The 13,774-nt window shown below is 55.8% G+C and carries 14 protein-coding genes; 9 read left to right on the top strand and 5 right to left on the bottom strand.

What is annotated here, in order from left to right; genetic code table 11:
• Nucleotides 1–2: 2 nt before the first annotated feature.
• The 3 genes from EM595_RS17150 to EM595_RS17140 form a co-directional block, all read right to left on the bottom strand.
• Nucleotides 3–383: an MmcQ/YjbR family DNA-binding protein gene (locus tag EM595_RS17150; RefSeq protein WP_067434973.1), complete on the bottom strand. Its 381-nt coding sequence runs from the start codon at nt 381–383 to the stop codon at nt 3–5.
• Nucleotides 384–419: 36 nt separating this feature from the next.
• Nucleotides 420–1,244 carry an oxidoreductase gene (locus EM595_RS17145; RefSeq protein WP_067434970.1) on the bottom strand — a complete coding sequence of 275 codons (825 nt, stop codon included), beginning with the start codon at nt 1,242–1,244 and terminating at the stop codon, nt 420–422.
• Nucleotides 1,245–1,315: 71 nt separating this feature from the next.
• Complete coding sequence (locus EM595_RS17140; RefSeq protein WP_067434968.1) at nt 1,316–2,104, bottom strand: SDR family NAD(P)-dependent oxidoreductase; 789 nt, start codon at nt 2,102–2,104, stop codon at nt 1,316–1,318.
• A gap of 527 nt (nt 2,105–2,631) precedes the next feature.
• Between EM595_RS17140 and rluF the strand changes: the two genes are divergently transcribed.
• From rluF to EM595_RS17100, 8 genes are all read left to right on the top strand, one after another.
• Entirely contained in the window at nt 2,632–3,501 is an 870-nt protein-coding gene (gene rluF / locus EM595_RS17135) for a 23S rRNA pseudouridine(2604) synthase RluF (protein WP_067434965.1), read from the top strand.
• Nucleotides 3,502–3,702: 201 nt separating this feature from the next.
• Nucleotides 3,703–4,746 (top strand): phosphate ABC transporter substrate-binding protein PstS, encoded by a 1,044-nt coding sequence (gene pstS / locus EM595_RS17130; protein ID WP_067434962.1) that lies wholly within the window; start codon nt 3,703–3,705, stop codon nt 4,744–4,746.
• A gap of 81 nt (nt 4,747–4,827) precedes the next feature.
• Entirely contained in the window at nt 4,828–5,790 is a 963-nt protein-coding gene (pstC, locus tag EM595_RS17125) for a phosphate ABC transporter permease PstC (RefSeq protein WP_067434959.1), read from the top strand.
• A complete protein-coding gene (gene pstA, locus EM595_RS17120; RefSeq protein ID WP_067434956.1) occupies nt 5,787–6,674 on the top strand; it encodes a phosphate ABC transporter permease PstA in 888 nt (295 codons plus the stop codon). The genes pstC and pstA overlap by 4 nt, the downstream gene beginning before the upstream one ends.
• Nucleotides 6,675–6,718: 44 nt before the next feature.
• On the top strand, nt 6,719–7,492 hold the full coding sequence (gene pstB / locus EM595_RS17115) for a phosphate ABC transporter ATP-binding protein PstB (protein WP_067434953.1): 774 nt from the start codon (nt 6,719–6,721) through the stop codon (nt 7,490–7,492).
• A 15-nt stretch (nt 7,493–7,507) separates the two neighbouring features.
• The gene (gene phoU / locus EM595_RS17110; RefSeq protein WP_067434950.1) at nt 7,508–8,242 is read left to right on the top strand and encodes a phosphate signaling complex protein PhoU; all 735 of its coding nucleotides are present in this window, start codon (nt 7,508–7,510) and stop codon (nt 8,240–8,242) included.
• A gap of 107 nt (nt 8,243–8,349) precedes the next feature.
• Entirely contained in the window at nt 8,350–9,585 is a 1,236-nt protein-coding gene (locus EM595_RS17105; RefSeq protein ID WP_067434947.1) for an MFS transporter, read from the top strand.
• Between the two features lie 1,026 nt (nt 9,586–10,611).
• Nucleotides 10,612–10,815, top strand: coding sequence for a hypothetical protein (locus EM595_RS17100; protein WP_067434944.1), 204 nt, complete (start codon nt 10,612–10,614; stop codon nt 10,813–10,815).
• 10 nt (nt 10,816–10,825) lie between these two features.
• Here the strand turns inward: EM595_RS17100 and yieH are convergent, their stop codons facing one another.
• Nucleotides 10,826–11,485, bottom strand: a complete 660-nt coding sequence (yieH, locus tag EM595_RS17095; RefSeq protein WP_067434941.1) for a 6-phosphogluconate phosphatase — start codon at nt 11,483–11,485, stop codon at nt 10,826–10,828.
• A 152-nt stretch (nt 11,486–11,637) separates the two neighbouring features.
• On the opposite strand from yieH, the gene EM595_RS17090 reads away from it, so the two are divergent.
• Nucleotides 11,638–12,951, top strand: a complete 1,314-nt coding sequence (locus tag EM595_RS17090) for an NCS2 family permease (RefSeq protein ID WP_067434938.1) — start codon at nt 11,638–11,640, stop codon at nt 12,949–12,951.
• A gap of 50 nt (nt 12,952–13,001) precedes the next feature.
• On the opposite strand, the gene EM595_RS17085 is transcribed toward EM595_RS17090, so the two are convergent.
• The gene (locus EM595_RS17085; RefSeq protein ID WP_067434935.1) at nt 13,002–13,742 is read right to left on the bottom strand and encodes a 4'-phosphopantetheinyl transferase family protein; all 741 of its coding nucleotides are present in this window, start codon (nt 13,740–13,742) and stop codon (nt 13,002–13,004) included.
• Nucleotides 13,743–13,774 lie beyond the last annotated feature (32 nt).

Below are 13,774 nucleotides of genomic sequence, written 5' to 3'. Positions count from 1 at the left end.
TTCTACAGCGTCATCGTCCGCTTTTTGCCCGGCCACGTCAGTCGATAGCTGTCATCCACCCAGCCCAGCAGCTCGTCGTCATCCATTGGGCCCTCAAGCAATAACGTGACCCAATGCTCTTTGTTCATATGCCATGCCGGATAGACGCCCGGCTGCTGTCTCAGCGATCCGGCAACGCCTGGCGCTACCTTGATATTGATCGCCTCGACCAGCGCATCACTCTCTGCGCCCAGCTTGCTGGCGGCAATTTTTATCAGCAGGGCATACCATTTTCCGCTGTCACCATGCCGAAACACCGCGTAGTCGGGCAGTTTAGCCCAGGGATAGTCGGGCGCCGTGCCGTATCGATTTTGCATATGGGCAATAAACTGTTGCCGATCCATCTTCCGCTCCTGCATAACGACCAGGGCATTAGCTCATCAACTTTTCCGTACCTGATCAAGCTGCAAATTCTTGCGCACGCCTTTATCCAGCACGCGTGATGGCGCAAAGCGGCGTAAAAAGGCCAGCTGAGCAGCGGCCTTGCCTGCCGTATAGCGTATTTTTGGCCGCCCGGTCTGTGCCACACGCACCACAACCTGCGCAACATCATCGGGCGTATCAGCAATATTCATTGCCTGGCGAATGGTTTGTGTCACGCTGGCACGCACCGTGCTGTATTCCGCCAGTGGCCGATCGGGCGCGATGGTATGGGTATCAAATGCGGTTTTCGTATAGGCAGGCTCGATCACCGATACTCTGATGCCCTGCGTACGCAGCTCATGGTCCAGCGCTTCTGAATAGCCTTCAACTGCATGTTTACTGGCGGCATACAGTGCCACATAAGGCATAGCAATCACGCCGAGAATGGAACCAATATTGATAATTCGCCCCGATCCCTGACGACGCATATGCGGTACCACAGCGCAGGTCATGCGCACAATGCCCATGAAATTGGTGTCAAAAAGCGCCCATGCCTGTTGGATGGAACTCTCTTCGGCAGCGGCAGGCGCAATACCAAAGCCGGCATTGTTGATCAGCAAATCGATGCGCCCTTCACGAGCAATGACCTCTTTGATCACCGCGTCGACCGACTGTTCATCGGTAACGTCCAGCGACAGCAGGGTAAAGGTCCCGGATGATTGACTGTCTGCACGTCGGCTGGTGCCGTAAACGCGATAGCCTGCGGCGGCAAGTTGCCTTGCACAGGCTTCACCGATGCCTGATGAGGCGCCGGTGACCAGAGCAACTGGGGTGTGTGTCATGACGCAATATCCTTTATTAAGTCTTGGGTGACGCTGCCGGAAGTGGCCATCACCGGCAGCAGCGCAGGGAGTTAGCGCACCGTTTTATAACGTTCGGCGGCTTCATGCTGTTTGAGATCGATAAACAGGCTCTGACGGGCGATATCCAGCGTTTCCCAGCGTTCAGCGTTATGCAGCGGCGGAATAGTGATGCCTTCACGACGGTCGAAGCCATGAAGTGCCGCATCGACCAGCTCGCCCACTTCCATCATCTGCGCCGCCGTCGTGATATCAATTCCGGCGCGATCCCAGATTTCGGTATAGGTGCCAGCTGGCAGCACCGCCTGCACATACACGCCTTTCGCCGTTAATTCATGGCGCATCCCCTGCGTCAGAAACAGCACAAAGGCTTTGGTGGCGCCATACACCGTCATGCCAAATTCAGGTGCCAGACCGACCACCGAGCCGATATTCACAATCGATCCACTGCCTGCCTGAGCAAATCGCGGCGCGACAGCACTGGCCAAACGCGTCAGCGCGGTGACGTTGAGCGCAATCAGCGCGTCGATGGTCGCTGGCGTCTGCGTCGTAAATTCGCCGGACTGACCGATACCGGCATTGTTAATCAGCGTGTCGATGCGCGTATCGTCACGCAGCCGCGCTTCTACCGCGAGCAGGTCGTCGGCCCGGGTCAGATCGGCCTGCATAACATCAACGCCAACGCCATATTCCTGGCATAAGCGCAGCGCCAGCGTATCCAGCCGCGCTTTATCTCGCGCCACTAGCACAAGGTCGTGGCCGCGACGAGCGAAGCGTTCGGCATAAGTTGCACCGATGCCGGAAGAGGCACCAGTAATCAGCACAGCAGAAGGCGTAGTCATATGATGTTCTCTCTGTTATCAAAAGGGGCGCCTTAAACAGGCGGCGGTAGTCAACTCACCGGCTTAATAATTACGATCATCATCTAAAGAGTCAACTTATTTTGATTATGGTCGTAATCAATAAGCACGTGCGGTTTATTGCGCGCAGACATCTGACGTAGCGCGAAGTGAAATATGCAGATCGCAAAGGCGGCAGATTTTCTGCAGAAATGACGAATAATTAAAGCGTTACGCACGGTGGGCTGGTGATGATGTCTTTGTAAGGTATCGCCAGAAGCCTCCTGCGGATGAACGAATTGTCCTGGTGCTTCTTAATGGTCTTTATTATATATAGTTGTAACTAAAATGCCGGGCTGTGCCAAAAAAATGGCAACAATTGCCTGGTTTATCAGCAGGATTCTGTTGTGTTGCAATCAGTCACGACGCCACGCCGTATCGTCCAGCGGCAACCGCGCTACGGCAGTCAGGGCGCAAGGCTTCGCAAGCTGATGCGGGTAAGGTATAGTCCGCTTCTTTGCGGAGGAACCATGCTGACTAACTCATCCACTCGTCTCAATAAATACATCAGCGAAAGCGGCATCTGTTCGCGTCGCGACGCCGATCGCTATATCGAACAGGGCAACGTTTTCATTAACGGCAAACGGGCCGCCGTGGGCGCGCAGGTGTTTGCCGGAGACGTGGTAAAAGTGAATGGTCAGCTGATTGAGCCGCGTGATGAAGAAGACCTGGTCCTGATTGCGCTGAATAAGCCGGTGGGCATTATCACCACCATGGAAGAGGGCGAACGCGACAACATCAGCGATTTCGTCAACCACAGCAAGCGTGTTTTCCCGATCGGACGACTGGATAAAGATTCGCAGGGACTGATTTTTCTTACCAATCACGGCGACCTGGTGAATAAGATCCTCCGTGCCGGTAATAACCACGAAAAAGAGTACGTGGTGACCGTCAATAAACCGATCACCGACGAGTTTATTCAGGGCATGGGCGCGGGTGTACCGATGCTCGGCACGGTGACCAAAAAATGCAAAGTGGTAAAAGAAGCGCCGATGGTGTTCCGCATTACGCTGGTGCAGGGGCTTAACCGACAAATCCGCCGTATGTGTAAGCACTTTGGCTTTGAGGTGACGCGGCTGGAACGCACGCGCATCATGAATGTTAATCTCAAAGGCCTGCCGCTGGGTGAATGGCGTGACTTAACCGACGATGAGCTGATCGAACTGTTTAAGCTAATTGAAAACTCGACCTCGGAAGAGAAGCCTGGCAAGAAGGCGCCAGCGAAACCGAAAGTAAAAAAGCCCACAGTGAGCGCGCCGAAAAGCAGTGAAAAAGCGGACGGCAATGCCGCCTCACGTAAACGCTTTACCCAGTCGGGCCGACGTAAGAAAGGGCGCTAAACCCAGCGGCGCTGTTTTTCCCGCAATCTTCTGCCCTCAGCAGCACGATCTGAACGCCGGGCGATCGTGCTGAATTCCCCGTCATAAAACTGTCATATTTCGTACATTTTACTGTCACCAAACTGTCCTATTTTCCCTCCAGCAGCAATCAACAATCTTATAAAACGACAATTTATCTGACATTGCTCCCCTGGAGGGAATATGACACTGATGCGTAGCACCGTAGCCCAAATCGTCGCAGCGACCCTTTCACTGAGCGCGGTAACGGCGTTTGCCGCCACCGATCTTACAGGCGCTGGCGGCACGTTTCCGGCGCCGGTGTATGCCAAGTGGGCAGCGGAGTACCAGCAGGCAACCGGTAGCAAGGTTAACTATCAGGGCATCGGTTCCTCTGGCGGCGTAAAACAGATCATCGCGAAAACCGTTGATTTTGGTGCCTCCGACGCGCCGATGAAAGAAGAAGACCTGCAGAAAAATGGCCTGTTCCAGTTCCCGACCGTGATTGGCGGCGTGGTGCTGGCGGTAAACCTGCCGGGCATCAAATCAGGTGAGATCGTGCTGGACGGTAAAACCACCGGCGATATCTATCTGGGCAAAATCAAAAATTGGGACGACGAAGCGATTAAAAAGCTGAACCCTGGCCTGAAGCTGCCGTCGACCAACATCAACGTTGTGCGTCGCGCTGACGGCTCCGGCACCTCTTTCGTGTTCACCAGCTATCTGGCAAAAGTGAACGAAGAGTGGAACAGCAAAATTGGCAAAGGTAACACCGTAAACTGGCCAACCGGCTTGGGCGGCAAAGGCAATGACGGCGTCGCCGCCTTTGTTCAGCGTCTGCCGGGTTCTATTGGCTATGTGGAATACGCTTACGCCAAGCAGAACAACCTGACTTACACCAAACTGATGGATGCTGACGGTAAAGCGGTGGCACCTACCGAAAGCAGCTTCAGCAACGCCGCGAAAGGCGCAGACTGGAGCAAAACCTTTGCTCAGGACTTGACCTTCCAGAAAGGCGCGGATGCCTGGCCAATCACCTCAACCACCTTCATTTTGGTTTACAAAGATCAGGCCAATGCGGAGAAGGGCGGAGAAGTGCTGAAGTTCTTCGACTGGGCGTACAAAAACGGCGATAAAACCGCCACCAGCCTGGATTACGCCACGCTGCCCGATTCTGTGACCGAGCAAATTCGCGCTGCATGGAAAAGCAATATCAAAGACAGCTCAGGCAAGGCGTTATATCAGTAAGCATTGGCAGGGCCGGTTCGCCGGCCCCTCCCCCCGGCGCCCGCAGTGCCGCTTCATGACATCCTGACTATTGAGACTTCTATGGCTGCAACTAAGCCGACGTTCAAAGCGCCTGGCAAGCAAGGCGATATCCTGTTCGGCGCGCTGGTAAAACTGGCTGCGCTGGTTGTGCTATTGCTGTTGGGCGGCATTATCGTCTCCCTGATCATCTCCTCCTGGCCGAGCATTCAGAAGTTTGGCTTCTCTTTCCTGTGGAATAAAACCTGGGATGCACCCAACGAGCAGTTTGGCGCGCTGGTGCCGATTTATGGCACGGTGGTCACCTCGTTGATTGCACTCATTATTGCTGTGCCGGTGAGTTTCGGCATTGCGCTGTTCCTGACGGAACTGGCTCCCGGCTGGCTGCGCCGTCCGCTGGGCACGGCGATTGAGCTGCTGGCTGCCATTCCAAGTATTGTTTACGGCATGTGGGGGCTGTTTATCTTCGCCCCGCTGTTTGCCGAATACTTTCAGACGCCGGTGGGCGACGTACTTTCCGGCATTCCGTTTATCGGCGCGCTGTTTTCCGGCCCGGCATTTGGCATCGGTATTCTCGCCGCCGGGGTGATCCTCGCCATTATGATCATTCCTTACATCGCCTCGGTGATGCGCGATGTGTTTGAACAGACGCCGGTGATGATGAAAGAGTCCGCGTACGGCATTGGCTGTACCACCTGGGAAGTGATCTGGCGCATCGTGCTGCCGTTTACCAAAAACGGCGTGATCGGCGGCATCATGCTTGGCTTAGGTCGCGCACTGGGCGAAACCATGGCGGTGACCTTTATCATCGGTAACACCTACCAGCTCGACAGTCCGTCGCTGTTCATGCCCGGCAACAGCATTACCTCGGCGCTGGCCAACGAATTCGCCGAAGCGGAATCGGGCGTGCATGTTGCCGCACTGATGGAACTGGGACTGATTCTGTTTGTTATTACCTTTATCGTGCTGGCGATCTCCAAACTGATGGTGATGCGTCTGGCTAAAAATGAAGGAGCGCGCTCATGACCGCCCTGGAATTACAGAGTCGTGCTGAGCTACAGGCATCACGCCGTAAAATGCAGGCCTGGCGCAGCACCAAGAACAAAATTGCGCTGGTGCTGTCGATGCTGACCATGGCGTTTGGTCTGTTCTGGCTGGTGTGGATCCTGTGGACCACGGTGACCAAAGGCGTGGATGGCTTCTCGCTGGCGCTGTTTACCGAAAGCACGCCGCCGCCGAATACCGCGGGCGGTGGTCTGGCAAACGCACTGGCGGGCAGTGGCCTGTTGATCCTCTGGTCAACGGTAATTGGTACGCCGCTTGGCATTATGGCGGGTATCTATCTGGCGGAATACGGTCGTAAATCCTGGCTGGCGGAGGTGATTCGTTTTATCAACGATATCCTGCTTTCGGCGCCGTCGATCGTTGTCGGCCTGTTTGTTTACACGCTGGTGGTGGCACGCATGCAGCACTTCTCCGGCTGGGCGGGCGTGATTGCGCTGGCGCTGCTGCAGATTCCTATCGTGATTCGTACCACCGAAAACATGCTCAAGCTGGTACCTGACAGCCTGCGTGAAGCGGCTTACGCGCTCGGCACGCCGAAGTGGAAGATGATTTCTGCTATCACGCTGAAAGCTTCTGTCTCGGGCATCATTACCGGCGTGCTGCTGGCTATCGCGCGTATCGCCGGGGAAACCGCTCCGCTGCTGTTTACGTCGCTGTCGAATCAGTTCTGGAGCACCGACATGATGCAGCCGCTGGCTAACCTGCCGGTCACCATCTTTAAGTTCGCCATGAGCCCGTTTGCCGAATGGCAAAGCCTGGCCTGGGCGGGCGTGTTGATTATCACGCTGTGCGTCCTGCTGCTGAACATCCTGGCGCGTGTGGTTTTCGCCAAAGGTAAACACTAATTTTTTCGCGCGGCGAAAGCGGCGCCAGTAATGAGAGAACAGCTATGAGTATGGTAAATCAGACCCCCGATAAGATTCAGGTTCGCGATTTGAACTTCTATTACGGGAAATTCCATGCCCTGAAAAACATCAATCTGGATATCGCCAAAAACCAGGTAACGGCGTTTATCGGTCCGTCCGGCTGTGGCAAATCCACGCTGCTGCGCACCTTTAATAAGATGTTTTCGCTCTATCCCGATCAGCGTGCAGAAGGCGAGATTTTGCTGGATGGCGAAAATATTCTTACCCTCAGCCAGGACATCGCCCTGCTGCGCGCGCGCGTCGGCATGGTGTTTCAGAAGCCGACGCCGTTCCCGATGTCGATTTTTGACAATATCGCTTTTGGCGTGCGCCTGTTCGAGAAGTTGTCACGCGCGGAGATGGAAGAGCGCGTACAGTGGGCGCTGACCAAGGCGGCGCTGTGGAATGAAACCAAAGACAAGCTGCATCAGAGCGGCTACAGTCTCTCCGGCGGCCAGCAGCAGCGTCTCTGTATTGCACGCGGCATCGCTATTCGTCCGGAAGTGCTGCTGCTCGACGAACCCTGCTCCGCGCTGGATCCTATCTCAACCGGCCGTATCGAAGAGCTGATCACCGAGCTGAAGCAGGATTACACCGTGGTTATCGTCACCCATAATATGCAGCAGGCGGCGCGTTGCTCTGACCACACCGCCTTTATGTATCTGGGCGAGCTGATTGAGTTCAGCGACACCGACACCCTGTTTACCAAGCCGCATCAAAAACAGACTGAAGATTACATCACTGGCCGCTACGGCTGATCCACGGAGACGTAAATGGATAGCTTAAATCTGAACAAACATATCTCCGGCCAGTTCAACGCCGAGCTGGAGCACATCCGCACCCAGGTTTTGATCATGGGCGGTATGGTGGAGCAGCAGCTCACTGACGCGATTACCGCCATGCACAATCAGGATGGTGAGCTGGCGCAGCGGGTCATTGATGGCGACCAGAAGGTCAACATGATGGAAGTGGAGATCGACGAGGCGTGCGTGCGCATTATTGCCAAGCGCCAGCCTACCGCCAGCGATTTACGTCTGGTGATGGCGATCATCAAAACCATTTCCGAGCTGGAACGCATTGGTGACGTGGCGGAGAAAATTAGCCGCACCGCGCTGGAGAAATTTGGCCAGCAGCATCAGTCGTTGCTGGTTAGCCTTGAATCGTTGGGATATCACACCGTGCAGATGCTGCATGACGTGCTGGACGCCTTTGCGCGCATGGATTTAAGCGCGGCCATCGATATCTATCGCGAAGACAAAAAGGTCGACCAGGAATATGAAGGCATCGTGCGTCAGCTGATGACCTACATGATGGAAGATCCGCGCACTATTCCCAGCGTGCTGACCGCGCTGTTTTGCGCGCGCGCCATTGAGCGCATCGGCGATCGCTGTCAGAACATCTGCGAAATTATTTTCTATTTTGTGAAAGGCCAGGACTTCCGCCATGTTGGCGGCGACCAGCTGGATAAACTGCTGGCTGGCGACGAGAGCGGTAGCAATCCTGCCTAAGCGCTAAGCGGGCAGGGGAACGCCCTGTTGCACCGCGCATGATTCCGCCTGGCATGTCGAGGCCGCCAAACTTATACTGGCGGCCTCTTCTCTTTCCGGGCAAAACAATGCGCGCTTCCTCACCGAAAAAACAGGCCACGCCAGGCAAGGCGATGCTGGCTGCCGTCAGTGGCTACGCCATGGATGGCTTTGATCTGCTGATCCTCGGCTTTATGCTGCCAGCGATCAGCGCCTCACTGCTGCTCGATCCTTCGCAGGCAGGATCGCTGGTCACCTGGACGCTGATAGGCGCTGTCATCGGCGGCATTATTTTTGGCCATCTTAGCGATCGCTATGGCCGTATTCGTATTCTCACCGTCACCATCCTGATTTTTTCCGTGTTTACCGGACTGTGCGCGCTGGCGCAGGGTTACTGGGATCTGCTGGCGTATCGCACACTGGCGGGCGTTGGCCTGGGTGGCGAGTTCGGCATCGGCATGGCGCTGATCGCTGAAGCCTGGCCTGCTGAAAAGCGTAACCGTGCCTCAGCCTGGGTTGGCATGGGCTGGCAACTGGGCGTGCTGCTGGCGGCGTTTATCACGCCGGCGCTGCTTGGCATTATCGGCTGGCGCGGGATGTTTCTGGTCGGGCTGGCCCCGGCGATTCTCTCCTTCTTTATACGGCGCAGCATGGGCGAGCCGGAAGCATTCAGCCGCCATGTGGAACCGGGCCAGGGGTTATCGTTCGGTGCCCGCCTGAAATTGCTGTTTAAGGATCGCGCCACGACCAAAGCGAGCATCGGCATCCTGATTCTCTGTTCGGTACAAAACTTTGGTTATTACGGACTCATGATCTGGATGCCAAGTTATCTCTCCAGCAATTTCGGCTTTTCTCTGACTAAATCGGGTTTATGGACCGCGGTGACGGTGGTGGGCATGACCTTTGGCATCTGGCTGTTTGGCCTGCTGGCCGATCGTTTTGCACGCTGGAAGATTTTCCTGATTTACCAGTTCGGCGCGGTGGCAATGGTGATTATCTATGCCCAGCTGCGCGATCCCACGGTGATGCTGTTTACCGGCGCGATCATGGGCATGTTCGTTAACGGTATGATTGGCGGCTACGGCGCGCTCATCTCTGACACCTATCCGGTGAAGGCCCGCGCCACGGCGCAAAACGTGTTGTTTAATCTGGGCCGCGGCGTTGGTGGTTTTGGCCCGCTGGTGATTGGCCTGCTGGCCGGGCATTTCTCCTTCACCGCCGCCATTACGTTGTTGGCATTGATTTACCTGCTTGATATCGCCGCAACGCTATTTTTGCTGCCCAGGAAGCAGGGACAGGAAGATGCGTTGGGTGCCATTGGGTAGATTGAGCAGCAGACCGGCTGCGGGCGGCTTTTTGCCTTGCAGGCGGCTTTAGGTCAAGGTCTTCAAAGTCAATGACTTAAGGTCAATGTCTTAAGGTCAATGTCTTAAGGTCAAAGACCCTTTCGTTCTGCCTGAAGGCAGCCCGGGCAGGGCAAGGTCAAAAGCCATTTCTTCCGCCTTACAGGCGGCCGAGCAGGGCCGGCAGTCGCCCCGGCCCTGCACCCGCGCTATCCGGCAAACACAACCGCCCACTTCGTGGGTGCCCTCAGCAAAAGCGTTTTCCTGACGGACCGGACGCGATTCGCTCCCCGCTCAGCGCGCCCTTTCGCCGCATCCCTGCGGCTCACCCTGGAAAACACTTTTCCCTCGGCGTTTGTGATGCCTCTTAAAGGTCAAAACCCAGGTCAAAAGCGAAAAGATAAAGACACCAATAGAATCAAAACCCAAAACCCAAAACCCAAAACCCAAAACCCAAAACCCAAAACCCAAAACCCAAAACCCAAAACCCAAAACCCAAACCTAAACCTAAACCTAAACCTAAACTTAATCCCTCCCTTTGTTCCGACCTTTTAAGCTTCAGGCACTGATCATTGAGCATTGAGCATTGAGCATTGAGCATTGGCTTTAGATTTTGGGTTGGGTTGGGTTGGGTTTTTATTTTGAATTCCTGTCTTAGTCTTTTGGGTTTTGACCTGGGTTTTGACCTGGGTTTTGACCTGGGTTTTGACCTGGGTTTTGACCTGGGTTTTGACTTGGGTTTTGACCTTGAGGAGGCATCACCACCGCTGAGGAGGTAAACATTTTAGGATGGCCCGCCATGGATGGCGGGACAAGGGAGCGCTGAGCAGACAAAAACGCCGGGAGCGTTTTTGAACAGCGCTTGCGCTGCCCCGAAGGGGTGAGCCTCAGGATGAGGCGAATACTCCGAATCGCGAGTGGTCCGTGAAGAAATGTGAACCGACGAAGGTACCCGCCTGCGGCGGGCGGTTGTGTTTGCCGGATAGCCGGGGTGCAGGGGCGGGGCGCATGCCGCCCCTGCTCGGGCGGCCCGAAGGGCAGAACGAAATGGCCGTTGACCTGGCCGTTGAAATGGCCTTTAAGCGGGCTGCCTTCAGGCAGAACGAAATGGCCCTTGACCTTAAAGACGTTGACCTTAAAGACGCTGACCTTAAAGACGCTGACCTTAAAGACGCTGACCCTAAACGCCAGCCTGCAAGGCACAACCAATAAGCGGCCTCGCTTATACGATCTCCCAGCCTCGGGCTTGCCACAATCCTGGCAGCTGCGCCATATCATCAAAGCGCGTCACCAGCGGATGATCCAGCGGCGGGTTGTGGGCATCGGCGCAGTAATAAAACACCGGAATGCCGGCGGCGATGCCCGCTTTGGCTCCCGCTTCAGAATCATCGATCAGAATGCAGTTCTCAATCGGCACCTGCATCTGCTGTGCGGCATGGTGCATGATGGCCGGATCGGGCTTCCAGCGGGCGATGTCGTAACCGCTATAGAGATGGGGGCCAAAATAGTGGCGCAAGCCGGTAAGTCCCAGCGAATGCTCCATTTTCTTTACTGTGCCGTTGGACACCACGCCCATCGGCAGGCGAATGGCAGCCAGCAGATCCGCTGCGCCGCTGATCGGTTGCAGATGCAGATCAAACAGGCGCGCCACTTCAGCCCGATAGGTGCTTTCCAGCGTTTCGGTGGAGGCCTCAATCGGATGCTGCGCGGTTACGTCGGCAATGATGTCATAGAGCTTCACGCCTTTGTATTTCTCAAACATCTCCTGCAAAGAGAGCTGGATGCCAAACTGTGCAAAGGTATTCACGTAACCCTGGGTGCAGAGCATCTCGCTGTCCACCAGCGTGCCATCGCAATCGAAAAGCAAACATTCTACCGTCATCACATCGCCTCTTTTTTCAGTCAGGGTAAACACTGTAACCTGGTGGCAAGAGAATGCGACCCGCAAACCCGCCAGGACTAAAAATCAGTGTGTCACAGCGGCAAAGCCGTTAGGATACGCGTCGAAAATCATTCCTCATCTGGGTATTGCACATGAGTAAACAGGGTTTGTTGCAGCGGGTTTTCAAGCTGCAGGAGCACGGCACCACCGTGCGTACGGAAGTGATCGCCGGTTTCACCACTTTCCTGACGATGGTTTATATCGTCTTCGTTAACCCGCAGATTCTCGGTGCCGCCGGAATGGATACCCAGGCGGTGTTTGTCACCACCTGCCTGATTGCCGCCTTTGGCAGCATCATGATGGGGCTGGTGGCCAATCTGCCGGTCGCGCTAGCCCCGGCAATGGGGCTGAACGCCTTTTTCGCTTTTGTGGTGGTTGGCGCTATGGGCTACTCATGGCAGGTTGGTATGGGCGCAATCTTCTGGGGCGCGGTGGGCCTGCTGATCCTGACGCTGTTACGCGTGCGCTACTGGATGATTGCCAATATTCCGCTTAGCCTGCGCGTTGGCATCACCGCGGGCATCGGCTTGTTTATCGCCATGATGGGGCTGAAAAATGCTGGCATCATCGTTGCCAATCCCGATACGCTGCTGACCATCGGTAATCTGACGTCGCACAGCGTGCTGCTTGGCGCACTCGGCTTCTTTATCATCGCTATTCTGGCTTCACGGAATCTGCATGCGGCGGTGCTGGTGTCGATTGTGATCACCACCGCGATTGGCCTGCTATTGGGCGATGTCACTTTTAACGGCGTGTTCTCTGCGCCGCCGCCGGTGAGTTCGGTGATTGGCCAGGCGGATCTGAAAGGTGCGCTGAACATCAGCATGGCCGGGGTGATCTTCTCGTTCATGCTGGTTAACCTGTTTGACTCCTCCGGCACGCTGATTGGCGTAACGGACAAAGCTGGCCTGACCGATGAAAAGGGCACCTTTCCCCGTATGCAGCAGGCGCTGTATGTCGACAGCATCAGCTCGGTGAGCGGCGCGTTTATCGGCACCTCTTCCGTCACCGCCTATATCGAAAGCTCATCGGGCGTGGCCATTGGCGGACGCACCGGCTTGATGGCGGTGGTCACCGGCGTACTGTTTCTGCTGGTCATTTTCCTGTCGCCGCTGGCTTCCATGGTGCCCGCTTACGCAGCGGCAGGCGCACTGATTTACGTTGGCGTATTGATGACCGGAAGCCTGGCGCGCGTTCGCTGGGACGATTTAACCGAAGCGGTACCGGCGTTTGTCACCGCGGTGATGATGCCGTTTAGCTTCTCAATTACCGAGGGCATTGCGCTGGGCTTTATTGCCTATTGCATCATGAAGGCGGGAACCGGCCGCTGGCGTGAAATCGGACCGTGCGTGCCGATTGTCTCGCTGCTGTTCGTGCTGAAGATTGCGTTTATCGATCATCACTAAGCGTAAGCGAGTGATGACAATCAGAAACCGGGGGCGTGCCTCCGGTTTTTTTATGCCTGTAACGGCCGATCCTGCGGCAGGCTGGTAAGACGCAACGTATGCGAGCCGATACTGGGCTTATTGAGCTCGAGTGTCCGCAGGGCTCGCCAGCTGCCATCGGCTTCGCGATCCCACAGGCAGAGGCGATCGGTGTTGGTGAGCAGCGCGCATGACCAGACCAGCGACGGTTCGACATCGGAAATGACCTGTACATCAGGAAAGCGGGTAGCGCGTAACCGTCCGGCGCCAGGCTGTAAACAGATGGCCGCCATTTCGCGCTCCCCTTCGCCCGCCAGCTTGACCACGCTCTGTCGCAGCGTCCAGATTTGCGTTGAAGCTTCCAGCGGATCCGGCTGCGCGTTGATCCAGGTGCGTTCGCTGGAGGAGATAAACCGCTGATGATATTCAATGGTTTGACGGCTGTGTGCGCGCACCATTTCCATATCCAGCCCAACGCGGCCGCCTTCCTCCGCCAGCAAAACGCCGATAACGTTTCCGGCATAGGCAATGCTGAAATCGGGCAGATCACGATTAGCGAATAAAGGGCGACCATACTTGCAGGTAGTTAATTCTGGCAGCGGCGTCAGGCCATAAACCTTAAGCATCAGTTCGGCCAGCAGCGCCCTTGCGGCAAGAAAGCGTTCCCGCCGGCGCGCGGGCAGACGGCTGGCGTGATCGAGCACTGCCTGCGACGTGGGTAAGGCGCAGGGCAGGGATAACGGTAGTGTGGCACGCACAAAATGACTGGCCATCTTTCACTCCGTGATAATGGTCGAATAATCAT

This window comes from Duffyella gerundensis (assembly GCF_001517405.1).
GTDB classification, from domain to species: Bacteria; Pseudomonadota; Gammaproteobacteria; order Enterobacterales; family Enterobacteriaceae; genus Duffyella; species Duffyella gerundensis.
This window is presented reverse-complemented; position numbering and strand designations above follow the sequence as displayed.

Bases quoted from the DNA above. Each gene is read 5' to 3' on its own strand.
- phoU (WP_067434950.1), top strand. From the start codon at position 7,508: ATGGATAGCTTAAATCTGAACAAACATATCTCCGGCCAGTTCAACGCC.
- EM595_RS17145 (WP_067434970.1), bottom strand. From the start codon at position 1,244: ATGACACACACCCCAGTTGCTCTGGTCACCGGCGCCTCATCAGGCATC.
- pstC (WP_067434959.1), top strand. From the start codon at position 4,828: ATGGCTGCAACTAAGCCGACGTTCAAAGCGCCTGGCAAGCAAGGCGAT.
- EM595_RS17100 (WP_067434944.1), top strand. From the start codon at position 10,612: ATGCCGCCCCTGCTCGGGCGGCCCGAAGGGCAGAACGAAATGGCCGTT.
- EM595_RS17150 (WP_067434973.1), bottom strand. From the start codon at position 383: ATGGATCGGCAACAGTTTATTGCCCATATGCAAAATCGATACGGCACG.
- EM595_RS17140 (WP_067434968.1), bottom strand. From the start codon at position 2,104: ATGACTACGCCTTCTGCTGTGCTGATTACTGGTGCCTCTTCCGGCATC.
- yieH (WP_067434941.1), bottom strand. From the start codon at position 11,485: ATGACGGTAGAATGTTTGCTTTTCGATTGCGATGGCACGCTGGTGGAC.
- EM595_RS17085 (WP_067434935.1), bottom strand. From the start codon at position 13,742: ATGGCCAGTCATTTTGTGCGTGCCACACTACCGTTATCCCTGCCCTGC.
- EM595_RS17105 (WP_067434947.1), top strand. From the start codon at position 8,350: ATGCGCGCTTCCTCACCGAAAAAACAGGCCACGCCAGGCAAGGCGATG.
- pstB (WP_067434953.1), top strand. From the start codon at position 6,719: ATGAGTATGGTAAATCAGACCCCCGATAAGATTCAGGTTCGCGATTTG.
- EM595_RS17090 (WP_067434938.1), top strand. From the start codon at position 11,638: ATGAGTAAACAGGGTTTGTTGCAGCGGGTTTTCAAGCTGCAGGAGCAC.
- rluF (WP_067434965.1), top strand. From the start codon at position 2,632: ATGCTGACTAACTCATCCACTCGTCTCAATAAATACATCAGCGAAAGC.
- pstS (WP_067434962.1), top strand. From the start codon at position 3,703: ATGACACTGATGCGTAGCACCGTAGCCCAAATCGTCGCAGCGACCCTT.
- pstA (WP_067434956.1), top strand. From the start codon at position 5,787: ATGACCGCCCTGGAATTACAGAGTCGTGCTGAGCTACAGGCATCACGC.